Genomic DNA, 25194 nt, shown 5'->3' on the forward strand with positions numbered 1-25194 from the left:
GTCCGGACACTCACCCTGGCATCCCACACCATGCGGCGGGCGGTTTCGGAGCACTCCGGCGTTTTACGATCGGGGGATGAATGCCGAGGATGACGGCACCCCGCACGGCCCGTACGCCCGGGTCCACCTGCCGGACGGGCAGGAGATCGTGGCCACGGTCCGTGGCCGCGAGCAGGACGGTGAGGGCAAGTGGTGGTACGCCTGCGAGATCATCGTCCCGGACCAGTTGCCCGCCGCCGGTGGCCCCGTCCAACAGGGGCGCGTTGTCCCATTCACGGCCGCCTATCCCACCGTGGAGCCGATTCCCGGCCAGGACTACAGCGTGCTGGACCCGGCCCAGCAGCCGACGGAGCCGCTTCGCTGGCGCGTCAGCATGGACCGCGACGGCCTGCGACGGGTGCACCGGCCGGACTGCGCCAAGGCGGGGGAGTCCCGCACCCGAGTCTCGGACCAGGACGCGCTGGAGCTGCTGGCCGACACCGAGCATGCCCAGCCCTGCCCCGTGTGCAGACCGGAGGACGTCTTGCGGCCCCTCCTGGGCGGGTGACGGGAATATGCGGGTGGGAAAGCGGTTCTTCCTCGGTGGATCGAGAGGAACCTGAACATGCCCACCCCCACCCCGGCCTCCGCCGCCCGTGCCTTGGGCTGTGCCCTTAACCAGATCGGCTGGTGCATCCGCTGCCGCACGCCGTGCCAGCGGTACGGCGGAGGCGGCAATCCGCTCTGCAAGGACTGCCAGCGGGAGAAGACCGTGGTAAACGGCCGGAAGAAGTCGTCGGCCGTCTCCTGACCGGGCAGTGTTGCGCACGCTCTGGCCGAGTGTCACTGTGCAGAAGTGTTCCTTCTGGTGCGTGTCAGCGGTTCGCTGATCACATGACTGCAGGACGCCGGTCTCCCCACCCAGACCCCGCGGGGAGACCGCCGCACACCACTCCTTACAACGCCTGCTCGCCGTGGACCGGCACCTTGCTGAACGGGTCCCGCTTGGCGTCCCGGGCGGGGCGGACGTAGTCGCGGCGGGGGATGGGCGAGTCCTTTCGCCACCGGCCGGCGTCCGCGATCTCCTCGTCGGTGGCGTCGGCCAGGCCCAGATCGGTGGCGCCGCCGGGGCCGGCCATCGGTGACCAGCCCGGCCGCCTTGAACCAGAGCTGCACGCGTTCGTTGACCGTGTGGCTGCGCAGATTCGCGCCGCGCTTCGTCGCCTTCTTCGCCCGCGTCTTCGAGGACGCGACGGTGCCATTCTTCAACAGGTGGCGGAAGACGGGGCCAGCGTCATCGGTTCGAACGGTGCATCTCAGCGTGGGCGGAGCCGACGATCTGTCCGTAGCGCCGCATCAGCTGCGTCTCGGGGTATCTCCGCGCGGGCGGAGGTTAGCCGGTGACTCGCACAATGGCGCCTGCGTCACCATCGTCCCTGAGTGCGAGCGGAGGCGAGCAGTAGACATCGTGGGATTGGGCGATTGAGTGCAACCTTTGGTGCCGGCGGTCTCCGCAGCGACTCCCCCATGCCTAAACAGTGCCCACCAGGAACACGGCTACGGGATAACCGCCAGAGGGCTGGCCGTACAGCAGCGCTGTCGACGGAAGTCGTCCAAGCCGCGCGGTGGGCTCTGACGAAAGCGGCTTGGTGCCCCACGATTTCTCGGGTGCCTTCATGGCTGCCCATGGGTGCCTCAGCAGGCGCCGTCCAGCATATTGCGGTCCGCGTCAACCGTATCCTCGTCGACAATTAAGTCGTCGCCGACTGGACGTCTCGCAAGCGGTGACTCAAGCGGCTTCTCGGCAATTGCTTGTGATCCAAGCGCGGACCTCCGCAGGGGAAAATCGCAGCTGTTGTCCTATGCGGAAGCTAGGGATGCTCTCCTTGAGGTGGTTGTCGTATACCCAGGAAGCCGGCTTCCCGAGGAAGGCGGCCAGGGTCGGGACGTCCCAGAGCGGTTCATTCATGGTGTCTCGCTTGAGTGGGCTCGGTGATGGCTGGTCGTAATTTAGGGACCGATTACGGCCGCACCAAATGGGCGGAGTGAAGGTGAAGAAGCTGCTCTCGGCTCAGCGTTACTGTGTACGCACTGTGAGGGACAGACAGGGCAACGGTGGCGGTCTTCACTCCGACCACAGGGGTGCGCTGTTGAACGCTGCGGCGGTTCTCCAGAGCTACCGACGTCAGCACCGATCCAGCGCGACGGCCACGAATGGACCGGAACGGGAGGCAGCGGATGCCAGCACCAATTCAGCACGAGGCGGCTTGGGGCTCTCCATGGAAGGAGAGCCCCAAGCCGTTGACCTGCGTGTTTGTGAAGGGTTGGGGCTTCTGTTAAGAGGCCCGCCGTCCAAATCTTTCCGTTTCCCGGTGTCCGGACCGGCTGGTTCCGGGAACGCGCACCTTCCCCGGGCGGCCGATTTCACACGTCACGCGCCGGGGTCGAACGCCTCGGTGGGCAGCCGGCGGCCCGCCCAGTGGCAGTACGCCGGCGCGTCGGCGTGGCTGCTGACCGGCCCGGCACGCCGGCGGCCCGCCCCCGCACCACCGTGCGGGAACGGGCCGCCCCGTCTCGGGCCGTGCCGTCAGGTCTCGTCGGTCCGGTCGCGGTCCGTCAGGGAATCCTTGATCCCCTTGGCCTGGCCCTTGGTCTCGTCCACGGCGTCCTTGGCCTTGCCCTTGGTCTGGTCGGCGCGGCCCTCGCCCTTCATCCGGCGGTCGCCGGTGGCCTTGCCGGCCATCTCCTTGGCCTTGCCCTTGAGCTTGTCCATCGCGCCCTTGTCAGCCATGCCGGCACTCCTTCGTCTCGTTCGGCGGGACGGCAACCACGCTGCCCCACCCGTTGCCGGCCCGCACCCCGGGAAGGGCCGGGCCGGTACGGTCACCGGGCCACTGGACCGCGTCCTGCGCCGGGCGGTGACCGCCCGCTGTCCGAGGTACCCCGCACAGCCGTTTCATGCACGGCTGCCGGCCGCGTCCGCACCGGCGAGCCGGGCGCGCGGCTCTGCGGCGGGAGGGAGGCGGCAGTGTTAAAAAGTGGATATGGCGGGACTTCGTCGGATGGGGCAGCAGTCATGGGCGTGGCCGCGCTCCCTGCTGAACCCGCGCAGCCTCGCCGGTCAGGTCTTCATCCTCCAGGTCGTGATCGTGGTCCTCCTGGTGGTGGCCGCGGTGACCGCCCTGGCTCTCCAGGCCAAGCGGGACAGCAAGCAGGCGGCCGAGCGGCGGTCGCTGTCCGTGGCCGAGACCTTCGCGTCCTCGCCCGCCGTGGCCCGGGCGATGAAGAGCCGCGACCCGACGGCCGTGCTGCAGCCGCAGGCGGAAGCGGTGCGCAAGCAGGCCAAGGTGGACTACGTCGTCGTCTTCGACCTGGCCGGCATCCGCATCACCCACCCCGACCGCAAGCTGATCGGCAAGCACGTGGTCGGGGCCTTCGGCGCGGCCCTCGACGACGCCCGCCACGGCCGCTCGTTCACCGAGGTCATCGACGGCCCGCTCGGGCCCGCCGTGGACAGCACGGCGCCCATCAACCGCCCCGACGGCTCCCTCGTCGGCGGGGTCTCGGCCGGCATCACCCTGGAGCACGCGGAGAACACCGTGGAGCGCCAGATGCCGGTGCTGCTCGGCGCCGCCGGACTGGGCCTGGTACTGGCCGCCGGTAGCACGGGCCTGGTGACGCGGCGGCTCCGCCGCCAGACGCACGGCCTGGGCCAGGCCGAGATGACCCGGATGTACGAACACCACGACGCGGTCCTGCACGCCGTGCGCGAAGGCGTGGTCATCCTCGGTTCCGAAGGCCGGCTGCAGCTGGTCAACGACGAGGCGCGGCGGCTGCTGGAGCTGCCCCACGACGTCGAGGGCCGGGCCGTCGACGAGGTCGGGCTGCCGGACCGGCTGGTGGAGCTGATGCGGTCCGGACGGTCGGCCACCGACGAGGTGCACCACGTGGGCAACCGTCTGCTCGCCGTCAACGTACGGTCCACCGAACGCGCCGGCGGGCCGTGCGGCAGCGTCGCCACCCTGCGCGACACCACCGAACTCGCCTCCCTCAGCGGCCGTGCCGAGATCGCCGGGGAGCGGCTGAAGCTGCTGTACGAGTCGGGCGTGCGGATCGGTACGACGCTGGACGTGGTGCGTACGGCGGAGGAGCTGGCGGAGGTGGCGGCGCCGCGGTTCGCCGACATCGTCACCGTCGACCTGCTGGAGGCGGTGGTGGCGGGCGACGAGCCCTCGGTGCACGCCGGGTGGCGGATGCGGCGGACGGCGGTCAAGGGCGGACCGGGCGAGCCCGGCATCTATCCCATCGGCGAGCTGATCCACTTCGTGTCGACCACCCCGCAGGCGATGGCGCTGGAGAGGGGCGGGGCGGCGCTCGTGGCGGACCTGACCCGGACGGTCGACTGGTCCGACCAGGACCGGGCCCGGGGCGCCGCGCTGCTGGAGGCCGGCGTGCGCTCGTTGGTGACGGTTCCGCTGCGGGCCCGCGGCGTGGTCCTGGGCATGGTCAACTTCTGGCGGTCGGCGGACTCGCCGCCGTTCGAGGAGGAGGACCTGTCCTTCGCCGAGGAGGTCACGGCCCGCGCCGCCGTCTGCATCGACAACGCCCGCCGCTACGCCCGCGAGCACGCCATGGCCGTGACCCTCCAGCGCAGCCTGCTGCCCCGCGGCCTCCCGGAACAGGACGCGCTGGACGTGGCCTGGCGATACCTGCCGGCCCAGGCCGGGGTGGGCGGCGACTGGTTCGACGTCATCCCGCTGCCGGGCGCCCGGGTGGCGCTGGTGGTCGGGGACGTGGTGGGGCACGGCCTGCACGCCGCAGCGACCATGGGGCGGCTGCGGACCGCGGTGCACAACTTCTCCTCGCTGGACCTGCCGGTGGACGAGCTGCTGGGTCACCTGGACGAGCTGGTCACCCGCATCGACAGCGAGGAGGACACCGGCCAGGAGCGCCGCGGCTGGGAGGGCGTCACCGGCGCGACCTGCCTGTACGCGATCTACGACTCGGTCAGCGGGCTGTGCACGATGGCCAGGGCGGGGCACCCGGGCCCCGCGCTGGTGGGCCCCGACGGCACGGTCGGCTACCCGGAGGTGCCGCCCTCCCCGCCCCTCGGCCTGGGCGGCCACCCCTTCGAGACCACCGAGCTGCGCCTGACCGAGGGCACGGACCTGGTGCTGTTCACCGACGGCCTGGTCGAGGACCGCGGCCGGGACATCGACACCGGCTTCCGCATGCTGGGCACGGCGCTGGCGGGGGCCGCGGGGCGCGGTCCGGACGAGATGTGCCGGGCGGCCGTCGAGGCCATGGTGCCCGAGCGCCCCTCCGACGACATCGCGCTGCTGATCGCCCGCACCTGCCTGCTCGATCCGTCGCGGGTCGCGGACTGGGCGGTGGCGCAGGACCCGGCGGAGGTGGGCCGGCTGCGCGCGGAGTGCGGCGCGAAGCTGCGCGAGTGGGGGCTGGCGGACATCGGGTTCAGCACCGAACTGATCCTCAGCGAGCTGATCACCAATGCGATCCGGTACGGTGCGTCGCCGATCCGCCTCCGGCTGCTCCGCGACCGCAGCCTGATCTGCGAGGTGGCGGACGGCAGCAGCACCGCGCCGCACCTGCGCCGGGCGACGAGCATGGACGAGGGAGGCCGCGGGCTGTTCCTGGTGGCGCACCTCGCGCAGCGGTGGGGCACCCGGTACGTCCCCGGCGGCAAGGTCATCTGGACCGAGCAGCCCCTCAACGACGCGGGCGCGGCACCGGTCGAGACGCCGGCCGACGTCCTCCTGGACCAGTTCGACGACAGCGGGTTCTGAACCGACGACGGCGACTTCCGGCCCCTGCCCGGATCCCAAGTGTTCAGAGGTGCAGCCGGTCGCCGCCCGCCAGGATCGCGGCGGCCAGCGCCTCGGCCGGGCGGCTCGCCGGCCCGTCCGGGCGGCCGTGCACCAGGACGAAGTCGACGCCGCCGAGGTCGGGCAGGCCCGCCCGGGACCCCACGCGGACCAGGCCGGGCGGGATCATGCCGAGCGAGTGCGCCATCACCCCGAGCCCGGCGCGGGTCGCCGCGATGAGCCCGTTCAGGCTGCCGCTCGTACAGGCGATGCGCCACTCGCGGCCCTGCTCCTCCAGCGCCTGGAGCGCGCGGCCGCGGGTCAGCGCCGGCTGCGGGAAGAGCACCAGCGGCACCGGCCGCTGCGGATCCAGCCGCAGCCGTTCGCTGCCGATCCACACCAGCTTGTCCCCCCAGATCAGCCGCCCCCGCGGGTCCTCCGGGCGCCGCTTGGCGAGCACCAGGTCCAGCCGGCCGGCCGCCAGCCGCTCGTGCAGCGTCCCCGACAGCTCGACCGTCAGCTCCAGGTCCACCTCCGGATGGTCCCGGCGGAACCCCTCCAGCACCTCCGGCAGCCGGGTCAGCACGAAGTCCTCGGACGCGCCGAACCGCAGCCGGCCGCGCAGCCGCGTCCCGGCGAAGAAGTCCGCTGCCCGCTCGTTGGCCTCCAGGATGGTGCGCGCGAAGCCGAGCATCGCCTCGCCGTCCTCCGTCAGGTCCACCCCGTGGGTGTCCCGCGCGAACAGCCGGCGCCCGGACGCCGCCTCCAGCTTCCGCACGTGCTGGCTGACGGTCGACTGCTGCACACCGAGGCGCTGCGCGGCCTGCGTGAAGCTCAGGGTCTGCGCCACGGCGAGGAAGGTCCGCAGCTGTACGGGATCGAACACGCTCCGAGCGTACCCCCGCCCATCACGTTCCGACATAGCAGTGACTACGGTAAGAGGGCTTCCCGATTGCCGCGATCAGGCGCACTCTGGAGAGGGCACCGTCCATGCCCCGGGGCGCGACACCGCAGCACGCCCCGGCCCGAGCCGCCGACCGATAGAGAGACCATGCGCCGCCCTCAGTTGAAGATCCCCTCCTGGCTCCCCGTGGACGGATACATCCTCGCGCTCATCGGCACGGTCGTGCTGGCGGCGCTGCTGCCCGCCAGAGGCGTCGTGGCCACCGGCGCCGAGGGCGTCTCGACCGGCGCCGTGGCGCTGCTGTTCTTCCTGTACGGCGCCCGGCTGTCCACGAGTGAGGCGATGGACGGACTGCGCCACTGGCGCCTGCACCTCACCGTCCTGGCGTTCACCTTCGCCGTCTTCCCGCTGCTCGGCCTCGCGGCCCGCGGCCTGGTGCCGTACCTGCTGACGCCGCAGCTCTACACCGGGCTGCTCTTCCTGTGCCTGGTGCCCTCGACGATCCAGTCCTCGATCGCCTTCACCTCCATCGCGCGCGGCAACGTCGCGGCGGCGATCTGCGCGGGCTCCTTCTCCAGCCTGGTCGGCATCGTGATCACGCCGCTGCTCGCGGCGGCGCTGCTCGGCGGGGACGGCGGCGGCTTCTCCGCCGACTCGCTGCTCTCGATCGTCTTCCAGCTGCTGGTGCCGTTCCTCGCCGGCCAGCTGCTGCGCCGCTGGATCTCCGGCTTCCTGACGCGGCACAAGAAGGTGCTCGGCTACGTCGACCGCGGCTCGATCCTGCTGGTCGTCTACACCGCGTTCAGCACCGGCATGGTCCAGGGCATCTGGAGCAAGGTCTCTTTCTGGCGGCTGGCGGAGCTGGTGGCCGTCGAGGCCGTCCTGCTCGCCGTGATGCTGACGCTCACCACGTACGGCTCGCGGAAGCTGGGCTTCCCGCGCGCCGACCGCATCGCGATCACCTTCGCGGGCTCCAAGAAGAGCCTGGCGGCCGGGCTGCCCATGGCCAGCGTGCTCTTCGGCGCGCAGGCCAGCCTCGCGGTGCTGCCGCTGATGCTCTTCCACCAGATGCAGCTGATGGTGTGCGCGGTGATCGCCAAGCGGTACGCGCGGCAGGCGGAGGCCGCGGAAGCGGCGGGGGAGACAGGGGAGATGGGGGAGCCGGGGGAAGCAGCGCCGGCCGGGCAGACGGAATCCGCCGGTGCCGTGTCGGCCGCCGAGCCGGTGGGGGCCCGCCGCTAGGGTGCCTGCATGACGGGCCAACACGTCCTCACCTGGGACGTCACCGCGAGCAAAGGCATCGAGACCGCGTGGGTCGACCTCGGCGAGCGGACGCTGTCCGCGCACGGCCGGGCGGTGGGCACCGTACCGGAGGCCTACTGGATCACGTACGAGCTGGCGACCGGCGAGGACTACGTGACGCGGCGGCTGCGGGTGCGCGCCGAGAGCGCGGCCGGCAGCCGCGAGCTGGACCTGCGGCGGGACGACGAGGGCCGGTGGACCGCGGGCGGTGAACCGCTCGCGGGCCTGGAGGAGGCGCTCGACTGCGACCTCGGGCTGTGCCCGCTCACCAACACCATGCCGCTGCTGCGCCACGGGCTGCACCGCGCGCCGGGGACGCACGACTTCGTGATGGCGTGGGTGTCGGTGCCGGAGCTGGCCGTCCAGCCGTCCCGGCAGCGGTACGAGCATCTCGCACGGACGGAGGAAGGCGCCCTGGTGCGCTACTCCTCGGGCACCTTCCAGCGCGACCTGGAGTGTGACGGGGACGGCCTGATCATCGGCTATCCGGATCTGGCGCAGCGCACCCAGACCCGCTGACCGGCCGTCCCCTCCGCACCTCTCCTCGGCGTCCGTCAGTCCCCGCGCACCCGGTCCAGCGGCAGCCGGAGCACGACCGGCGCCGCGGCCGGCATGTTGTGCTCGCGGACCAGGGCCAGTTCACCGTCGCCGAGGGCCCGTCCGTAGACGCGTACCTCGTCCAGCGCGCCGGTGAAGAACGACCGGGAGTCCGGCTTCTGGCCGAGGTGCACCCCGAAGGTGTCGTTCCGGCTGACCGACCCCGGGACGTCGGCCACCGAGGTGGTCCGCGCCCCGTCCACCGTGAGCGTCAGCCGGCCGTCCGACCGGCGCAGTGCCAGGTGGTGCCACCGGCCGTCGTTGGCCGCGCCGGCCGCGGTGACCTGCACGGACTTCGCGGGCCCGGCGCCGGTCAGCGCCGTGAGGTCCGCCGTCAGCCGGTCCTTGGCAGGATCGGCGCGCAACGCCACCTGTGGCGCCTTGCTGCCCACACCCCCCATCCACAGCAGCGGCTGCTCACCGCTCCTCGCCTCGTACCGGAACCAGAGGCTGCAGGTGAAGTCGCGGTCGCCGAGCGGCAGCGAGGAGCGGAACGGCAGCCGCACGGCGTCGTCCTCGCCGTCGAACGCGACTGCTTGCCCGAAGCGTCCGTCGGTGGTCCGGGCGCCGCCCAGGACCGCCGCGGGGCGGGTACCGAACCCGCGGTCCGGGGTCGTCGGGTCCGGACCGCGGCGCGGCCCGAGCCAGTCCTCGGTGAACCGCGCGAAGCGGATCTCGTCCCGCGCGTCCACCGCGCCGCCCTCGTAGAGCAGCCCGACCTCGCCGGGGGCGATGTTCGCCATGTCGGAGTAGCCGGACCAGTCCGTGGTGATCCGCGCGCCCCGGTCCACGCCCTCCCATGTGCGGCCCTCGTCGTACGAGGAACGGATGGTCATGGTGCGGCGCCGGTCGGGGTCCGCGGGCGCGGCGAACAGCAGCCGGCCCGGGCCGTCCGGTGACCGCGACGTCAGCCGCACCATCGAGCCCTGGACCATGGGGGAGTACAGATCGGGAATGGCTTCGAACGGCCGGGCGAAGGACTTGCCGCCGTCCCGGCTGACGGCCGCGGTGCGGTGGCCCAGGTCCGTGCCGTCCTGCTCCCTCCCGTTGACGTAGACGGTGCCGTCAGCGCGCTCCACGAGCGTCATCTCGGACGGCTTCTGACGGAATGTTCCGTCCGGTGCGGTGCGCCAGGTGTCGAGCGCGCCGGTGCGCCAGCTCCGCCCGCCGTCGTCGCTGTACATGAGGGCCGCGTGGTTGGCCGTTATGCGGCCGCCCCCGTAGCTCTCGGCGTTGACGGTGTAGACGAGCCGGCCCGCGTGCCGCCCGTGGGTCAGCTGGATGCCGTGCACGGGCCCGGTCGCGTACCAGGAGTTCCACGACGGCGGCCGGAGCACGGGCGTCATGTCCTTCGGCGTCGACCAGGTGCGGCCGTCGTCGTCGCTGAGCTGCATGTGCGGTCTGCGGTCGCAGGGCACGTCGCAGTTGCCGGCGTCGGTGCGGCCCTTGTTGTAGGTCTCGGCGAGGACGACGCGCCCGGTGCGGTGGTCCACCACCGGTGCCGGGTTGCCGTGCGTGTCGCCGCCGCCCTCGTTGACGACCTGGAGCGGGCCCCAGGTGCGGCCGCCGTCGGTGGACCGTTTCATCACCAGGTCTATGTCCCCGGCGTCCCCGCAGTTGTTCACCCGGCCTTCGGCGAAGGCGAGGAGCGTGCCGCGCGGGGTCGTCACGATCGCGGGGATACGGAAGCAGGAGTACCCCTTCTCTTGCGAGGCCTTGAACAGCACCTGCTGGCTGAGGCCGCCGGGGGCGGCTTCGGTGGGGGGTTGGGCGTGCGCGGGGATCGGGGGGAGGAAGGCGATCGCCGCCGTGGCCAGCGTGGCCCACCGGCGGCGTCGCCCGGGTCTCGGGCCGGGACTGTTGTGTGCGCTCGGCTCTGACGTCATGGTCCGACCTGCCCTTCGAGAGATCGGCGAGGCATCGGCGTCTACCGCGCGGTGGGTCCCGGGGTGTCCCCGGTGGCCCGCCGGACGGGTCATCTGGACATCCCACCTATGGACATCCCACGTCCCATGTTCGTGCGGAGGAAGGTACTTGTCCCGCAGGCGCCCCGGCAAGGAGTGTGCGTCACTCGGATTGGCCGAGGAGGGCCGCCGTGTTCCGGACGGCGGTACCCGTGCGTCGGGTGGGGCGCCAGTGCATCGGCACGAGCGCTCCCGGCGTGGCGTCAGGGGATCAGTACGACCTTGCCGAGGTTGCCGCGTGCCTCGATGACGGCGTGTGCGCGGGCCGCCTCCGCCAGCGGGAACGTGGCGTGCACCGCCGGGCGCAGCCGGCCGCTCCGCGCCAGCTCCCACAGCTCTTCGCCGTGGCGCGCGTACACCTCCGGGTGGCGGGCGGCGAAATGGCGCATCGTCATACCGGTGAGCGTCTTCGCGCCGGCCAGCAGCTCGTACGCCGGTACGGTGCCGCCGCCGGAGTTGAAGAAGACCAGCTGTCCGCCGGGCGCGCATGCGGCGAGTGCGCGCGGCAGCAGCTCGCCGCCGACGCCGTCGAGGACGACCTCGGCGGGCTCGCCCCAGGACGCGTCCTCGTACGACACGACCTCGTCGGCGCCCAACCCGCGCAGGAACTCCGCCTTGGCCGCGCCGGCCGCCGGGCCCACCGCGGCGATCACCCGGCGCGCGCCCCGCACCCGCGCCAGCTGCACGGCCAGGTGGCCGGTCGCGCTGGCCGCCCCGGTCACCAGGACGGACGCGTCCGCCACGGACCGGGCGGTGTGCAGCGCGGCCAGCGCCACATGGCCGCCGCGCACCAGCGCCACCGCGTCCACCGCGCTCGCCCCGTCCGGTATCCGGCTCGTCAGGGCGGCCGGCACGGTGACCAGTTCGGCGTACGAGCCGGTGAACGGCAGGCCGGTCACCCGGTCCCCCACCGCGTACGCCGGGACGTCGGGGCCGACCCCGGCGACCACCCCCGCGACCTCGCCGCCGAGCACGCCGGGCAGCGGCGGGCCGCCGCCGTTGCCGTCGCCGCGCACCGCGCGCACGGACGGCAGTGTCACGCCGATCGCCTCGGTGCGCACCAGCAGTTCGCCGGGGCCCGGCTCGGGCGCCTCGGCCTCCTCCATCCGCAGTACCTCGGGGCCGCCGTACTCATGGAACCGGATGCGCCGCACGCATGCCTCCCGCACTCCGCAGAAACATTGGGACCCCCAACGATAGACCAGGGAACGTTGGACCGCCCAACATTTTTGCTATCGCTCGATAGGCTGACGGCATGGCCGAAACCCCCTACGTACCCGCACGCATCCGCGCCCTTCCCAGCTGGCTCCTGGGCCGCGCCGCCGCCCGCGGTCACCGGCTCGTCGCCGAGGCGCTCGCCGGCGAAGGCATGCGGATGATGCACCACGCCGTGCTGTCGGCCGTTGCCGAGCTGGGCCCGGTCTCCCAGGCGGACCTGGGCCGCAGCCTGAGCATCGACCCCAAGGACATGGTCACGATCGTCAACGACCTGGTCGCCGAGGAACTGGTGACCCGCGCACCCGACCCGCGCGACCGCCGCAAGAACGCGGTCACCATCTCACCGGCCGGCACCCGCACGCTGCGCCGCACGCAGAAGCTCGGCGACGCGGCCAACGCGGAGCTGACCGCGGCGCTCACCCCCGCCGAACGCGACCAGCTCATCGACCTCCTCACCCGCATCGCCACCCCGGGCCTGGACGACCGCTGCTCCTGACCGAGGGCGGACGGGGACGGTCGAGGGGCGAGACCGTTGACGATGGGTCAGGGGAGGGGGCCGGCGGCGGGGCGCCGGGGAGAAGGCTCCCGACGGTGCGTCAGCCGAGGCCGTCCAGCGCGATCCGCTGCTCGCCCGCGTAGATGTTCATCGACTTGCCGCGCAGGAAGCCGACCAGGGTGAGGCCGGTTTCCGCGGCGAGGTCGACGGCGAGCGAGGAGGGCGCGGAGACCGCGGCGAGTACGGGAATGCCCGCCATCACGGCCTTCTGGGCGAGTTCGAAGGAGGCGCGGCCGGAGACCATCAGGACGGTGTCGGACAGCGGCAGCCGGCCCTGCTGCACCGCGCGGCCGATGATCTTGTCGACCGCGTTGTGCCGGCCCACGTCCTCCCGCAGGTCCAGCAGCTCCCCGTCGGCCGTGAAGAGGCCCGCCGCGTGCAGCCCGCCGGTACGGTCGAACACCCGCTGGGCGGCGCGCAGCCGGTCGGGCAGGGCGGCGAGCGTCTCCGGCGTGAGGGTCATCCCGTCGTCGGCCCGCAGCGCGAACCGCGCCGTGGTCCGAACGGCGTCCAGACTGGCCTTGCCGCACAGCCCGCAGGAGGACGTGGTGTAGACGTTGCGTTCCAGGGTGATGTCGGGGAGCGCGACGCCGGGCGCGAGCTGCACGTCGACCACGTTGTAGGTGTTGCTGCCGTCCTCGGTCGCGCCCGCGCAGTACACGATGTTCGCCAGCTCGTCCGCGCTGCTCAGCACGCCCTCGCTGACCAGGAAGCCGGCCGCGAGCGCGAAGTCGTCGCCCGGCGTACGCATCGTGATGGCGAGCGGCTTGCCGCCGAGCCGGATCTCCAGCGGCTCCTCGGCGACCAGGGTGTCCGGGCGGGTGCTCACGGCTCCGTCGCGGATACGGATGACGCGCCGTCGCTCGGTGACCCTGCCCATACTGATCATCCCGGTTCTGTGCGTGGTGGCGGCCGGCGGGCCGGCCCTTGCTCTCCTTCATTGTCCTGTACGCGGCACGAATGGCCGAGACCCACCCACGTCCCGGTTGCCGTCCGCCCGCGGTCGCCGCACATGCCGGCGGCCCGGCCGGAGGCGATCCGGCCGGGCCGCGGGCCCGTGGCTGTGCGGCGGCGGTGTCCGGGTCGGACCTCGCCGCGGTGGGCGTCAGACCTCGCCGCGCCAGGCGCCGGTCTCCGTACCGCGGGACTCGATGAACTTCTTGAAGTTCTTCAGGTCCGTCGTGGCCTTGCTGCGGACGAAGCCGAGCTTGTCACCGACCGTGTCGGCGATGCCCTCGGGGTCGTGCTCCAGCTGCAGCATGATCTTGGTGTGCTGGTCGTCGATGCGGTGGAAGGTCACCACGCCGGCCTGGCGGGCCTCTCCCTCCACCGTGGTCCAGGCCACCCGCTCGTCGGGGATCTGCTCGGTGATCTGCGCGTCGAACTCGCGCTTCACTCCGCCGATCTTGGTGACCCAGTGGGTCAGCGTCGGCGTCTTCTGCTCGATGCGTTCGACCCCGTCCATGAAGCGGGGGAATTCCTCGAACTGTGTCCACTGGTTGTAGGCCTTCGTCACCGGGACGGCAACCTCGACCGACTCTTCGATCTTCGACATGGTCCGGGCTCCTCCTCTCTGGGAACGTCCAGGGCCCACCGCGTACCCGTCGCGGAGAGGTCGACACAGTCGATCCGGGGGCCCGGCCGAGGAATCCGGGTGACGCAGATCACCGATGTGTACGGTGGCAGGTGCGTTGCGCTCAGTAGACTGTAGACGATAACCAATCCCGGAGTGCTGGATCCGAGTCGTAGAGGGGGACCGCGATGCTGTCCGCTGGACTGCCGCAGGGGACCGTGCCGAAGCTCGAACGCCCCGGCCCGCTGCGTGAACGGGTCTACGAGGCGCTGCTGGAACTGATCACCACCCGCGCGTTGCAACCCGGTCAGCACCTGGTCGAGAGCGAGCTCGCCGGCCATCTGGGCGTCTCCCGGCAGCCGGTGCGCGAGGCGCTGCAGCGGCTGAACACCGACGGCTGGGTCGATCTGCGCCCCGCCCAGGGTGCCTTCGTACACGAGCCGACCGAGGAGGAGGCCGACCAACTGCTCAGCGTGCGGACCCTGTTGGAGGCCGAGGCGGCCCGGCTGGCCGCCGCGAACGCCACGGCGGCCGGCGTCGAGGAGCTGTCGGCGCTGTGCGACCGGGGCGAGCAGGCGGTCCGCGAGGACGCCGTGGACCTCGCCGTCGCGACCAACGCCGAGTTCCACGCCAAGGTGATGGAGCTGGCGGGCAACACCGTGCTGGCCGGGCTGGCCGAGCAGGTCGGCCGGCGGGTGCGCTGGTACTACACGCCGGTCGCCCGGCAGCGCGGCAAGCGGTCCTGGGTCGAGCACCGCGAGTTGATCGACGCGATCTCCCGGCAGGACGGGCAGCGCGCCACGGAGATCATGCGCGCCCACACCGAGCACACCCGCCGTTCGTACCACGAGCGCGAGGGCGCCAAGTAGGGCCGCGAGCGCCGGAGACGGCGCGCGCCACCCGTTGCCCCGGAGGTGGCCCCACTCTTTGTCCTGAGACAGGAGAAAGTCACTGCGGATTCCGTCCGTAGTACTTCCTCCTGCGGACAAGCGCTGCTACGTTCCCCTCGAAAGCCCGGCGAGACGGCGTGCACGTACCCGTCCGATCCCGCCGGTGACGAGCGATGTCGGTCTATGCCGAGGACGGCTGGAGGGGCGGCGTGAGGCGCATGACGGCCAGGCCCGCGAACGCGCATCAGGCGCGACTCCTTCACCTGCTGCGCGACCAGGGCCCCAACTCCCGTGCACAGCTGGGCGATCAGGTCGACCTGTCCCGCTCCAAGCTGGCGGTCGAGGTCGACCGCCTGCTGGAGACCGGCCTCGTCGTCGCCGACGGGCTGGCCGCCTCCCGGGGCGGCCGCCGCTCCCACAACATCCGGCTCGCCCCCACCCTGCGCTTCCTCGGCGTGGACATCGGCGCGACCTCGGTCGACGTGGCGGTCACCAACGCCGAACTGGAGGTGCTCGGCCACCTCACCCAGCCGATGGACGTCCGCGAGGGGCCGGTCGCCGTCTTCGAACAAGTCCTCGCGCTGGCCGCCAAGTTGAAGGACAGCGGACTCGCCGAGGGGTTCGACGGCGCGGGCATCGGCGTGCCGGGCCCGGTCCGCTTCCCCGAGGGCGTGCCCGTCGCGCCGCCGATCATGCCGGGCTGGGACGGCTTCCCCGTACGGGAAGCCCTCAGCCAGGAACTGGGCTGCCCGGTCATGGTCGACAACGACGTGAACCTGATGGCGCTCGGCGAGCAGCACGCGGGGGTGGCCCGCACCTCGCAGGACTTCCTCTGCGTCAAGATCGGTACCGGTATCGGCTGCGGCATCGTCGTCGGCGGCGCGGTCTACCGCGGTACGACCGGCAGCGCCGGCGACATCGGCCACATCCAGGTCGAGCCGGACGGCCGCCGCTGCGCCTGCGGCAACGCCGGCTGCCTGGAAGCGTACTTCGGCGGTGCCGCGCTCGCCCGCGACGCGGAGGACGCGGCGCGCGAGGGCCGTTCGACCGCGCTCGCCGACCGGCTCGCGGCCGCCGGCACGCTCGCCGCGTCCGACGTCTCGGTCGCCGCCTCCGCGGGCGACGCCACCGCACTGGAACTCATCAAGGCCGGCGGCACCCGCACCGGACAGGTCATCGCCGGGCTCGTCAGCTTCTTCAACCCCGGCCTGGTGGTGATCGGCGGCGGGGTGACCGGCCTCGGCCACACGCTGCTGGCCGCCATCCGCACGCAGGTCTACCACCAGTCGCTGCCGCTGGCGACCGGCAACCTCCCCATCGTGCTCGGCGAGTTGGGCCCGCTGGCCGGGGTGACCGGCGCGGCCCGGCTGATCAGCGACCACCTGTTCTCGCCAGCCTGAGCCGGCCCCGGCTTCCGGGCCGGGTGACGATGCGTCACCCACGCCCGGCGTTCGACCCGCACCACCGCACCACCTCGTTCCGCCCGCGTCACCCGCACGTCCGCAGCACCGCTCCGCCCGCGCGATCCGCACGTCCGCAGCACCGCTCCGCCCGTGTGACCGGTACGCCGGCACCGCCTGCCCGCCCCGTACGCACCACGATCCGCCGTACCCGTACGAGCCGCACCGCAGCACCGCCGCCCCACGCGCCCCGTCGCGATGCCGCATGCCCACGTGCGCTCCGCCCGTCCAGTACCGCCCTGCCCGCTCGCCGGCGTACCGCCGAGGAGGCCCGCCATGGCACCAGCGCACCGCCCCGCACCGCCGCCGTCCGCGGCGCACGAAGCCACCGGACCGCTGCTCACCATGACCGGCATCACCAAGTCCTTCCCCGGCGTCCGCGCGCTGGACGGGGTGGACCTGGACGTGACGGCGGGGGAGGTGCACTGCCTGCTCGGCCAGAACGGTGCAGGCAAGTCCACCCTGATCAAGGTGCTGGCCGGCGCCCACCAGCCGGACGGCGGCGAGATCCGCTGGCGCGGCGAGACGGTCTCCCTGAAGTCGCCGATCGCCGCCATGCGACTCGGCATCGCCACCATCTACCAGGAACTGGACCTGGTGGAACACATGTCGGTGGCCGAGAACGTCTTCCTCGGCCACGAACGCGCCACCGCCGGCTTCGTCCACACCGCGGAGGCCCGCGAGGCGACCGCCGCACTGCTCGCCCGGCTCGGCCACCCCGAGATCGACCCCGGCACCCTGGTCGGCCGCCTCTCCGCCGCGGGGCAGCAGATCGCCTCCATGGCCCGCGCCCTCTCCCACGACGTACGGCTGATCGTCATGGACGAACCGTCCGCCGCGCTCGACCCCGACGAGGTCGACAACCTCTTCCGCATCGTCGCCTCCCTCACCGCCTCCGGCGTCGCCGTCGTCCACATCTCCCACCGCCTGGAGGAGATCCGCCGGATCGGCGACCGGGTGACCGTACTGAAGGACGGCCGCACCGCCGCCCGCGGCCTGGACGCGCACACCACCCCCACCCGCGACATCGTCGCCCTGATGACCGGCCGCGACGTCGAGTACGTCTTCCCCGAACGCCGCGCCGCCACCGACCGCCCGGCCCCCGTCCTCAGCGTCGAAGGGCTGGCGCGCGACGGCGAGTTCGCGCCTGTCGACTTCGACCTGCACCCCGGCGAGATCCTCGGCCTCGCCGGGCTCGTCGGCTCCGGACGCTCGGAGATCCTGGAGACCGTCTTCGGCGCCCGGCGCCCCACCGCCGGCCGGGTGCTCGTCGACGGCCGGCCACTGCGCCCCGGCAGCGTCACCGCCGCCGTACGCGCCGGACTCGGCCTCGCCCCCGAAGAGCGCAAGTCCCAGGCGCTGCTGCTCCTGGAGTCCGTCAGCCGCAACGTCTCCCTCTCCTCGCTGCCCCGCTTCGCGCGGGCCGGCTGGCTGAACCGGCACGCCGAACGGGCCGGCGCCCACGCCGCCACCCGCGACCTCTCGCTGCGCCCCGACGACCCCGACCGCCCCGTCCGCACCCTCTCCGGCGGCAACCAGCAGAAGGCCGTACTGGCCCGCTGGCTGCTCCGCGGCTGCCGCGTCCTGCTGCTGGACGAGCCGACCCGCGGCGTGGACGTCGGCGCGCGTGCCGAGCTGTACGCGCTGATCCGCCGGCTCGCGGACGACGGCCTGGCCGTCCTGCTGGTCTCCAGCGAGGTGCCCGAAGTGCTCGGGCTGGCCGACCGGGTGCTCGTCCTGCGCGAGGGCCGGGTCGTGCACGAGGGAGACGCGGCGGCCCTGGACGAGCACCGGGTCCTGGGCCTGGTCATGAGCGACGGACCGGGGCCCGTACCGGCCCCGGCAGGCACCGCACCCGAGGAGACGTCGGCCCCGACCCCGCGAGGAGACCGCCCGTGAACACCTCCGAAGGACACACCCTCCCGGCCGAGGCGGGCTCCGCGCCGCCGGGCCCCGCCGGGCCGGTCGCCAAGGACGCCGGGCGCGCCGGCGCCCGACGCCGCCCCGACGTGCACAACCTCTCGCTGCTCGGCGTGCTCGCCGCACTCGTCCTGGTCGGCGTACTCACCAAGCCCGAGCAGTTCCTGAGCGTGCAGAACCTGCAACTCGTGCTCACCCAGGCGTCCGTCATCGGCATCGTCACCGTCGGCGTCACCTTCGTCATCATCGGCGGCGGCATCGACCTGTCGGTCGGCGCGATGGTGGCGCTGGCCACCGTCTGGGCGACGACGCTGGCCACCCAGCAGTTCGGGCTCGGCGGCATCCTGCTGTGCGCGCTGTGCGTGGGCCTGGGGTGCGGGCTGGTCAACGGGCTGCTGGTGTCGTTCGGCGGCCTGGTGCCGTTCATCGCGACCCTCGCCATGCTCGCCTCGGCCCGCGGCCTCGCCCTCCAGATCAGCGAGGGCCGCACCCAGGTGGTGTCCGTCGAGCCGGTGCTCGCGCTGGGCCGCCGGGACGCCTACCTGCTCGGCATCCCGCCCATCGTGCTGGTCTTCGCCGTCGTCACCGTCGTCGGCTGGCTGGTGCTGAACCGTACGACCTTCGGCCGGCGCACCGTCGCGGTCGGCGGCAACCCCGAGGCGGCCCGGCTGGCCGGCATCGACGTACGCCGCCAGCGGCTGCTGCTCTACCTGCTGTCCGGGCTGTGCTGCGGCATCGCGGCCTTCCTCCTGATCGTGCTCACCGGCTCCGGACAGAACACCAACGGAAACCTCTACGAGCTGGACGCCATCGCCGCGGCCATCATCGGCGGCACCCTGCTCAGCGGCGGCCGCGGCACCATCACCGGCTCCGTCCTCGGCGTCCTCGTCTTCACCCTCATCACCAACCTCTTCGCCCTGAACAACCTGGAGACCGCCGTCCAGCAGATCGCCAAGGGCGCCATCATCGTCGCCGCCGTACTGGTACAGAAGGGCCGTACGTCATGACCGAGCGCATCCCACAGACTCCGTCGACCAGCCGCAGAAACCTGCTCTTCGGCGCCGCGACCGTCTCCGCCGGCGCCTTCCTCACCGCCTGCACCAGCAACGAGAACAACGCCTCGGCCGGCACCGGCAAGCAGCAGGCGGGCGGGGTCGACGACAAGCCCGGCAAGAAGGTCACCATCGGCTTCGCCGGGCCGCAGGCCGACCACGGCTGGCTGAACGCCATCAACCAGAACGCCAAGGAGCGCGCGAAGCAGTACGAGGACGTCACCCTGGAGATCACCGAGGGCTCCAACGACACGGCCCAGCAGATCGGGCAGATCGAAACCCTGATCAACAAGAAGGTCGACGTCCTGGTCATCCTCCCCGCCGACGGCAAGGCGCTCACCCAGGTCGGCCTGAAGGCCATGCGCGCCGGCATCCCCGTCGTCAACCTCGACCGGGTCTTCGCCTCCCAGCAGGCCTACCGCTGCTGGGTCGGCGGCGACAACTACGGCATGGGCCTCAACGCCGGGCACTACATCGGCGAACAGCTCAAGGACAAGAAGAACGCCAAGGTCGTCGAGCTCGCCGGGATCGACAACCTGGAACTGACCCGGCAGCGCACCCAGGGCTTCGACGACGCCCTGAAGAACTACCCCAACATCAAGAAGGTGGGGCGGCAGGCCGCCGAGTTCACCGTCGAGTCCGGCCAGGCCAAGATGGCCGGGCTGCTCCAGGCCCACCCCGACTTCGACGCCCTGTGGAACCACGACGACGACCAGGGCGTGGGCGCCGAGCGCGCCATCGAACAGGCGGGCCGGGACGGCTTCCTGATGGTCGGCGGCGCCGGCTCCCGCAAGGTCATGGACACCATCAAGGCCGGCAACTCCGTCCTGAAGGCCACCGTGCTCTACCCGCCGACCATGTCGGCGTCCGCCATCGACCTGGCCCGCGCACTCGGCCAGGGCAAGGGCGTCAGCGGCATGGCCGAGCTGGAGATCCCCGCCTCGATCACCCTGTACTCCGCGGTCGTCACCAAGGACAACGTCGACGACTACCTCCCGACCGGCTTCAACTGAGGCGCGACGTGTCCCCGGCGGCCACGCGCCGCCGGCCGCGCCCGCCTTCCCCCACACCTGACCTCCACCGATGAGGTGATGTATGGACGACAACGCGCAGGACCCCACCCCCGACGGCCGCCCCGCACTGGGTATCGGCATGGTCGGCTACGCCTTCATGGGCGCCGCCCACTCCCAGGGCTGGCGCACCGCGGCCCGGGTCTTCGACCTGCCGCTGCGCCCGGCCATGAACGCCGTCTGCGGCCGGGACGCCGACGGTGTGCGCGCCGCCGCCGACCGGCTCGGCTGGGCCGCGGCGGAGACCGACTGGCGGGCCCTGATAGCCCGCGACGACGTCGACGTGGTCGACATCTGCACGCCCGGCGACAGCCACGCCGAGATCGCCATCGCGGCCCTCGAAGCCGGCAAGCACGTGCTGTGCGAGAAGCCGCTGGCCAACACGGTCGCGGAGGCGGAGGCCATGGTGGCGGCGGCCGAGGCGGCCCGGACCCGGGGCCGGATCGCCATGACCGGCTTCAACTACCGGCGCACGCCCGCGATGGCACTCGCCCGGCGGTTCGTCGAAGAGGGCCGGCTCGGCCGGCTGCGTCACCTGCGCGCCACCTACCTCCAGGACTGGCTGGTCGACGCGGAGGCGCCGATGACCTGGCGGCTGCGCAAGGAGAGCGCCGGCTCCGGCGCCCTGGGCGACCTCGGCGCGCACATCGTCGACCTCGCGCAGTACCTGGCGGGGGAGGCGCTGACCGGGGTCTCGGCCGTCACCGAGACGTTCGTACGGCAGCGCCCGCTGCCCTCGGGCGGCACGGACGAGGTGACGGTGGACGACGCGGCGCTGTTCACCGGCCGGTTCGCCTCCGGCGCGCTGGCGTCCTTCGAGGCCAGCCGGGTCGCCGCGGGCCGCAAGAACGCCCTCCGCATCGAGCTCAACGGCGACCGCGGCTCGCTCTCCTTCGACCTGGAACGCCTCAACGAACTGTCCTTCCACGACCACACCGAACCATCCGTCGCGGCCGGCTTCCGCCGCATCCTGGTCACCGAGCCGGACCACCCGTACCTGGAGGGGTGGTGGCCGCCGGGCCACGGCCTCGGCTATGAGCACACCTTCGTGCACCAGGCCCGCGACCTGGTGCACGCCATCGCCGCCGGCACCGACCCGACGCCGTCCTTCGCCGAGGGGCTGCGCGTGCAGCGCGTGCTGGCCGCGGTGGAGGAGAGCGCCGCGAAGAACTGCGTCTACACCCCCGTATCGGCCTGAGGAGGTCCCGTACCGTGCCACGCCAGTTCACTCTCTTCACCGGCCAATGGGCCGACCTTCCCCTGGAGGAGGTCTGCCGGCTGGCCCGCGACTTCGGCTACGACGGGCTCGAACTCGCCTGCTGGGGCGACCACTTCGAGGTCGACCGGGCCCTGTCCGAGCCCGGCTACCTCGACGGCAGGCGGCAGCTGCTCGACAAGTACGGACTGAAGTGCTGGGCCGTCTCCAACCACCTCGTCGGTCAGGCGGTCTGTGACGCGATCATCGACGAGCGGCACGAGGCGATCCTGCCCGCCCGCATCTGGGGCGACGGCGAGGCCGAGGGCGTACGGCAGCGGGCGGCGGCCGAGATGAAGGACACCGCGCGGGCCGCGGCCGCCTTCGGCGTCCGCACCGTCGTCGGCTTCACCGGCTCGGCCGTCTGGCACCTGGTCGCGATGTTCCCGCCGGTCGTGCCCGGCATGATCGAGCGCGGCTACGAGGACTTCGCCGAGCGCTGGAACCCGATCCTGGACGTCTTCGACGCCGAGGGCGTCCGCTTCGCCCACGAGGTCCACCCGAGCGAGATCGCTTACGACTACTGGACCACCCACCAGGCCCTCGAAGCCGTCGGCCACCGGCCCGCCTTCGGCCTCAACTTCGACCCGTCGCACTTCGTGTGGCAGGACCTGGACCCGGTCGGCTTCCTCTGGGACTTCCGCGACCGGATCTACCACGTGGACTGCAAGGAGGCCAGGAAGCGTCTGGACGGCCGCAACGGCCGGCTCGGCTCCCACCTGCCCTGGGGCGACCCGCGCCGCGGTTGGGACTTCGTCTCGGCGGGCCACGGCGACGTCCCCTGGGAGGACTGCTTCCGGATGCTCCGCTCGATCGGGTACGAGGGGCCGGTCTCGGTGGAGTGGGAGGACGCCGGCATGGACCGCCTGCAGGGCGCTCCGGAGGCGCTGGCCCGCCTCAAGACGTACGACTTCGAGCCGCCCACGGCATCGTTCGACGCGGCGTTCGGCCGCTCGGATGCCTGACGGGCCGCCCGTCTTTGTCCTGCTGAGGGCAGAAGTCGTCTTCCCTCATGTCAAAGGTCTATCCACAGCGGGCCAAGGCAGCTATTTTCGCCCCTGGTGTCACGTACACGTACATGACGGCTCGCACAGCGCACTGAACTCCCCAGCACCGCCCACCGCACGGCAATCGACCCGCCCGGGAGGCACCGCGTGCACAGAAGACGTCGCAGAATCCGCTCCACCCTCGCCCTGTTCGCCGGCGGTCTGCTCGCGGCCGGCTCGCTCTCGCTCGGCAGCACCCCCTCGGTCGCCGCCCCGGCCGCCGCCCCGGCACCCACCGCGGAGGACTTCCAGCAGGTCACCCTCGCCAAGGGCGCGGCGGAGGTGGGCGAGCCCATGTCGCTCGCCGTCCTCCCCGACCGCTCCGTCCTGCACACCTCCCGCGACGGCACGCTCCGGCTGACCGACGCCACCGGCGACACCAAGGTCGCCGGCAAGCTCCCCGTCTACACCCACGACGAAGAGGGCCTCCAGGGCGTCGGCGTCGACCCCGGCTTCAAGGACAACCGCTTCATCTACCTCTATTACGCGCCCCCGCTGGACACCCCGGCGGGCGATGCGCCGGACAACGGCACCGCCGCCGACTTCGCCAAGTTCGACGGCGTGAACCGGCTCTCCCGCTTCGTCCTGAAGGACGACGGCACGCTGGACACCGCCAGCGAGAAGAAGATCCTGGAGGTCGCCACCTCCCGCGGCACCTGCTGCCACGTCGGCGGTGACATCGACTTCGACGCGCAGGGCAACCTCTACCTCTCCACCGGCGACGACTCCAACCCGTTCGCCTCCGACGGCTACACGCCCATCGACGAGCGCGCCGACCGCAACCCCGCGTACGACGCCCAGCGCAGCGCCGGCAACACCAACGACCTGCGCGGCAAGATCCTGCGCGTCAAGGTCAACGAGGACGGCTCGTACGACATCCCCGAGGGCAACCTCTTCGCGCCCGGCACCGAGAAGACCCGGCCAGAGATCTACGCGATGGGCTTCCGCAACCCCTTCCGGATGAGCGTCGACAAGCCCACCGGCATCGTCTACGTCGGTGACTACGGCCCCGACGCGGGCGCCGCGAGCCCCACCCGCGGCCCGGCCGGACAGGTGGAGTTCGCCCGCGTCACCAAGGCCGGCAACTTCGGCTGGCCGTACTGCACCGGGAACAACGACGCCTACGTCGACTACGACTTCGCCACCGGCACGTCCGGCGAGTCCTTCGACTGCGCCGCCCCCAAGAACACATCCGTGCACAACACAGGGCTGACCGACCTGCCCCCGGCCCAGCCCGCCTGGATCCCGTACGACAACGACTCCGTACCGGAGTTCGGCAGTGGCTCGGAGTCCCCGATGGGCGGCCCGGTCTACCGCTACGACGCGAACTCCGATTCCAAGGTGAAGTTCCCCGAGTCCTACGACGGTGACTTCTTCGCCGGTGAGTTCGGCCGCCAGTGGATCAAGCGGATCGAGCAGGACGCGGACGGCAAGGTCCAGTCGATCAACCCGGTCCCCTGGAGCGGCACCCAGATCATGGACATGTCCTTCGGCCCGGACGGCGCGCTGTACGTGCTGGACTACGGGCTGAGCTGGTTCGGCGGCGACGAGCATTCCGCGCTGTACCGCATCGAGAATGCCACCGACGGCCACTCGCCGGTCGCCGAGGCGAAGGTCGACCGCACCTCGGGCCAGGCACCCCTGAAGGCGAAGTTCAGCGCGACCGCCACCGACCAGGACGGTGACGCGCTCACCTACGCCTGGGACTTCGGCGACGGCACTAAGTCCACCGCGCAGAACCCCACCCATACGTACAAGAAGAACGGCACCTACACGGCGACCGTCACCGCCAAGGACCCCTCGGGCCGCACCGGCTCGGCCAGCGTCCACCTCACCGTCGGCAACACCGCGCCGTCCGTGACGCTCCAACTCCCCGGTGACGGGCAGTTGTTCACCTTCGGCGACAAGGTGCCCTTCAAGGTGAAGGTCGCCGACCCCGAGGACGGGAAGATCGACTGCTCCAAGGTCACCGTCACGCACATCCTCGGCCACGACAACCACGGCCACGCCGTGACCTCGGCCAACGGCTGCGAGGGCACCATCCAGACGCTGGCCGACGGCGAGCACGACCCCAACGCCAACATCTTCGGGGTCTTCGACGCCGAGTACACCGACAAGGGCGCGAACGGCCAGCCCGCGCTGACCACCCACGACCAGAACGTCACCCAGCCCAAGCACCGCCAGGCCGAGCACTTCAGCACCTCCAAGGGCGTCAAGGCGGTCGACCACACGCCGGCGCACGGCGGCAAGACCGTCGGCGACATCCACAACGGCGACTGGATCGGCTTCACCCCGTACCGCGTCTCCAACGCCACGAAGCTGACCGCCCGGGTCGCCTCGGCCGGCGCCGGCGGCACGCTGGAGATCCGCACCGGCAAGCCCGACGGCAAGCTGCTCGGTACGGCCAAGGTGCCGGTCACCGGCGGCTGGGAGACGTACACGGACGTCAGCACCGCCCTCACCAAGCCGCCCGCCGGAACGACGACGCTGTACCTCGTCTTCAAGGGCAGCAGCACGGGAGCGCTGTACGACGTGGACGACTTCGAGATCACGACGAAGTAGCGCACCAATGGTGTGGGGCGG

21 protein-coding genes are annotated in these 25194 nt (G+C 71.9%); 14 read left to right on the forward strand and 7 right to left on the reverse strand.

The window, feature by feature from the left end:
- The first annotated feature begins 76 nt into the window (after positions 1–76).
- The gene (locus IF20_RS33415) at positions 77–547 is read left to right on the forward strand and encodes a DUF6233 domain-containing protein (RefSeq protein ID WP_052869181.1); all 471 of its coding nucleotides are present in this window, start codon (positions 77–79) and stop codon (positions 545–547) included.
- Between the two features lie 57 nt (positions 548–604).
- Positions 605–790 (forward strand): hypothetical protein, encoded by a 186-nt coding sequence (locus IF20_RS33420; protein WP_052869182.1) that lies wholly within the window; start codon positions 605–607, stop codon positions 788–790.
- A 145-nt stretch (positions 791–935) separates the two neighbouring features.
- Here IF20_RS33420 and IF20_RS33425 read toward each other — a convergent pair whose 3' ends face one another.
- Positions 936–1118, reverse strand: a complete 183-nt coding sequence (locus IF20_RS33425) for a site-specific integrase (protein ID WP_052869183.1) — start codon at positions 1116–1118, stop codon at positions 936–938.
- Positions 1119–2566: 1448 nt separating this feature from the next.
- Positions 2567–2770, reverse strand: a complete 204-nt coding sequence (locus IF20_RS33430; protein WP_052869184.1) for a CsbD family protein — start codon at positions 2768–2770, stop codon at positions 2567–2569.
- Positions 2771–3023: 253 nt separating this feature from the next.
- On the opposite strand from IF20_RS33430, the gene IF20_RS33435 reads away from it, so the two are divergent.
- Entirely contained in the window at positions 3024–5786 is a 2763-nt protein-coding gene (locus tag IF20_RS33435; protein ID WP_234426936.1) for a SpoIIE family protein phosphatase/ATP-binding protein, read from the forward strand.
- 43 nt (positions 5787–5829) lie between these two features.
- On the opposite strand, the gene IF20_RS33440 is transcribed toward IF20_RS33435, so the two are convergent.
- Positions 5830–6690 (reverse strand): LysR substrate-binding domain-containing protein, encoded by an 861-nt coding sequence (locus tag IF20_RS33440; protein WP_052869186.1) that lies wholly within the window; start codon positions 6688–6690, stop codon positions 5830–5832.
- 165 nt (positions 6691–6855) lie between these two features.
- Here IF20_RS33440 and IF20_RS33445 point away from each other — a divergent pair, with 165 nt between their 5' ends.
- Positions 6856–7950: a bile acid:sodium symporter family protein gene (locus IF20_RS33445; protein WP_052869187.1), complete on the forward strand. Its 1095-nt coding sequence runs from the start codon at positions 6856–6858 to the stop codon at positions 7948–7950.
- A 9-nt stretch (positions 7951–7959) separates the two neighbouring features.
- On the forward strand, positions 7960–8529 hold the full coding sequence (locus IF20_RS33450) for a putative glycolipid-binding domain-containing protein (RefSeq protein ID WP_052869188.1): 570 nt from the start codon (positions 7960–7962) through the stop codon (positions 8527–8529).
- Positions 8530–8564: 35 nt separating this feature from the next.
- On the opposite strand, the gene IF20_RS33455 is transcribed toward IF20_RS33450, so the two are convergent.
- A complete protein-coding gene (locus tag IF20_RS33455) occupies positions 8565–10493 on the reverse strand; it encodes a sialidase family protein (RefSeq protein ID WP_052869189.1) in 1929 nt (642 codons plus the stop codon).
- Between the two features lie 281 nt (positions 10494–10774).
- Positions 10775–11725 carry a quinone oxidoreductase family protein gene (locus tag IF20_RS33460; RefSeq protein ID WP_052869190.1) on the reverse strand — a complete coding sequence of 317 codons (951 nt, stop codon included), beginning with the start codon at positions 11723–11725 and terminating at the stop codon, positions 10775–10777.
- A 101-nt stretch (positions 11726–11826) separates the two neighbouring features.
- Here IF20_RS33460 and IF20_RS33465 point away from each other — a divergent pair, with 101 nt between their 5' ends.
- The gene (locus IF20_RS33465; protein ID WP_052869191.1) at positions 11827–12285 is read left to right on the forward strand and encodes a MarR family winged helix-turn-helix transcriptional regulator; all 459 of its coding nucleotides are present in this window, start codon (positions 11827–11829) and stop codon (positions 12283–12285) included.
- A 100-nt stretch (positions 12286–12385) separates the two neighbouring features.
- Here IF20_RS33465 and fdhD read toward each other — a convergent pair whose 3' ends face one another.
- Both fdhD and IF20_RS33475 read right to left on the reverse strand, forming a co-directional pair.
- Positions 12386–13225 (reverse strand): formate dehydrogenase accessory sulfurtransferase FdhD, encoded by an 840-nt coding sequence (gene fdhD / locus IF20_RS33470; protein ID WP_052869192.1) that lies wholly within the window; start codon positions 13223–13225, stop codon positions 12386–12388.
- Positions 13226–13450: 225 nt separating this feature from the next.
- Positions 13451–13900: an SRPBCC family protein gene (locus IF20_RS33475; RefSeq protein WP_052869193.1), complete on the reverse strand. Its 450-nt coding sequence runs from the start codon at positions 13898–13900 to the stop codon at positions 13451–13453.
- Positions 13901–14106: 206 nt separating this feature from the next.
- Here IF20_RS33475 and IF20_RS33480 point away from each other — a divergent pair, with 206 nt between their 5' ends.
- The 8 genes from IF20_RS33480 to IF20_RS33515 all read left to right on the forward strand — a co-directional run bounded on the left by IF20_RS33480 (position 14107) and on the right by IF20_RS33515 (position 25173).
- Positions 14107–14787 (forward strand): GntR family transcriptional regulator, encoded by a 681-nt coding sequence (locus IF20_RS33480; RefSeq protein ID WP_052869194.1) that lies wholly within the window; start codon positions 14107–14109, stop codon positions 14785–14787.
- 239 nt (positions 14788–15026) lie between these two features.
- Positions 15027–16208 (forward strand): ROK family transcriptional regulator, encoded by a 1182-nt coding sequence (locus tag IF20_RS33485; protein ID WP_052869195.1) that lies wholly within the window; start codon positions 15027–15029, stop codon positions 16206–16208.
- Positions 16209–16544: 336 nt separating this feature from the next.
- Positions 16545–18167, forward strand: a complete 1623-nt coding sequence (locus tag IF20_RS33490; protein WP_052869196.1) for a sugar ABC transporter ATP-binding protein — start codon at positions 16545–16547, stop codon at positions 18165–18167.
- A complete protein-coding gene (locus tag IF20_RS33495) occupies positions 18164–19195 on the forward strand; it encodes an ABC transporter permease (RefSeq protein ID WP_052869197.1) in 1032 nt (343 codons plus the stop codon). The genes IF20_RS33490 and IF20_RS33495 overlap by 4 nt, the downstream gene beginning before the upstream one ends.
- Positions 19192–20253: a substrate-binding domain-containing protein gene (locus tag IF20_RS33500; RefSeq protein WP_407702600.1), complete on the forward strand. Its 1062-nt coding sequence runs from the start codon at positions 19192–19194 to the stop codon at positions 20251–20253. Before IF20_RS33495 ends, IF20_RS33500 begins: the two co-directional genes overlap by 4 nt.
- 82 nt (positions 20254–20335) lie before the next feature.
- Positions 20336–21508, forward strand: coding sequence for a Gfo/Idh/MocA family protein (locus IF20_RS33505; RefSeq protein WP_052869198.1), 1173 nt, complete (start codon positions 20336–20338; stop codon positions 21506–21508).
- 14 nt (positions 21509–21522) lie between these two features.
- A complete protein-coding gene (locus IF20_RS33510) occupies positions 21523–22530 on the forward strand; it encodes a sugar phosphate isomerase/epimerase family protein (protein WP_052869199.1) in 1008 nt (335 codons plus the stop codon).
- A gap of 189 nt (positions 22531–22719) precedes the next feature.
- Positions 22720–25173, forward strand: a complete 2454-nt coding sequence (locus tag IF20_RS33515) for a PQQ-dependent sugar dehydrogenase (protein WP_052869200.1) — start codon at positions 22720–22722, stop codon at positions 25171–25173.
- Positions 25174–25194: the final 21 nt, after the last annotated feature.

This window comes from Streptomyces niger (assembly GCF_000718305.1).
GTDB classification, from domain to species: domain Bacteria; phylum Actinomycetota; class Actinomycetes; order Streptomycetales; family Streptomycetaceae; genus Streptomyces; species Streptomyces niger.

What these genes read in the sequence shown, in the direction of transcription:
- IF20_RS33465 (WP_052869191.1), top strand. Translation starts at nt 11,827, where the DNA reads ATGGCCGAAACCCCCTACGTACCCGCACGCATCCGCGCCCTTCCCAGC.
- IF20_RS33500 (WP_407702600.1), top strand. Translation starts at nt 19,192, where the DNA reads ATGACCGAGCGCATCCCACAGACTCCGTCGACCAGCCGCAGAAACCTG.
- IF20_RS33480 (WP_052869194.1), top strand. Translation starts at nt 14,107, where the DNA reads ATGCTGTCCGCTGGACTGCCGCAGGGGACCGTGCCGAAGCTCGAACGC.
- IF20_RS33450 (WP_052869188.1), top strand. Translation starts at nt 7,960, where the DNA reads ATGACGGGCCAACACGTCCTCACCTGGGACGTCACCGCGAGCAAAGGC.
- IF20_RS33475 (WP_052869193.1), bottom strand. Translation starts at nt 13,900, where the DNA reads ATGTCGAAGATCGAAGAGTCGGTCGAGGTTGCCGTCCCGGTGACGAAG.
- IF20_RS33415 (WP_052869181.1), top strand. Translation starts at nt 77, where the DNA reads ATGAATGCCGAGGATGACGGCACCCCGCACGGCCCGTACGCCCGGGTC.
- IF20_RS33435 (WP_234426936.1), top strand. Translation starts at nt 3,024, where the DNA reads ATGGCGGGACTTCGTCGGATGGGGCAGCAGTCATGGGCGTGGCCGCGC.
- IF20_RS33430 (WP_052869184.1), bottom strand. Translation starts at nt 2,770, where the DNA reads ATGGCTGACAAGGGCGCGATGGACAAGCTCAAGGGCAAGGCCAAGGAG.
- fdhD (WP_052869192.1), bottom strand. Translation starts at nt 13,225, where the DNA reads ATGGGCAGGGTCACCGAGCGACGGCGCGTCATCCGTATCCGCGACGGA.
- IF20_RS33420 (WP_052869182.1), top strand. Translation starts at nt 605, where the DNA reads ATGCCCACCCCCACCCCGGCCTCCGCCGCCCGTGCCTTGGGCTGTGCC.
- IF20_RS33445 (WP_052869187.1), top strand. Translation starts at nt 6,856, where the DNA reads ATGCGCCGCCCTCAGTTGAAGATCCCCTCCTGGCTCCCCGTGGACGGA.
- IF20_RS33425 (WP_052869183.1), bottom strand. Translation starts at nt 1,118, where the DNA reads ATGGCCGGCCCCGGCGGCGCCACCGATCTGGGCCTGGCCGACGCCACC.
- IF20_RS33490 (WP_052869196.1), top strand. Translation starts at nt 16,545, where the DNA reads ATGGCACCAGCGCACCGCCCCGCACCGCCGCCGTCCGCGGCGCACGAA.
- IF20_RS33455 (WP_052869189.1), bottom strand. Translation starts at nt 10,493, where the DNA reads ATGACGTCAGAGCCGAGCGCACACAACAGTCCCGGCCCGAGACCCGGG.
- IF20_RS33505 (WP_052869198.1), top strand. Translation starts at nt 20,336, where the DNA reads ATGGACGACAACGCGCAGGACCCCACCCCCGACGGCCGCCCCGCACTG.
- IF20_RS33485 (WP_052869195.1), top strand. Translation starts at nt 15,027, where the DNA reads ATGACGGCCAGGCCCGCGAACGCGCATCAGGCGCGACTCCTTCACCTG.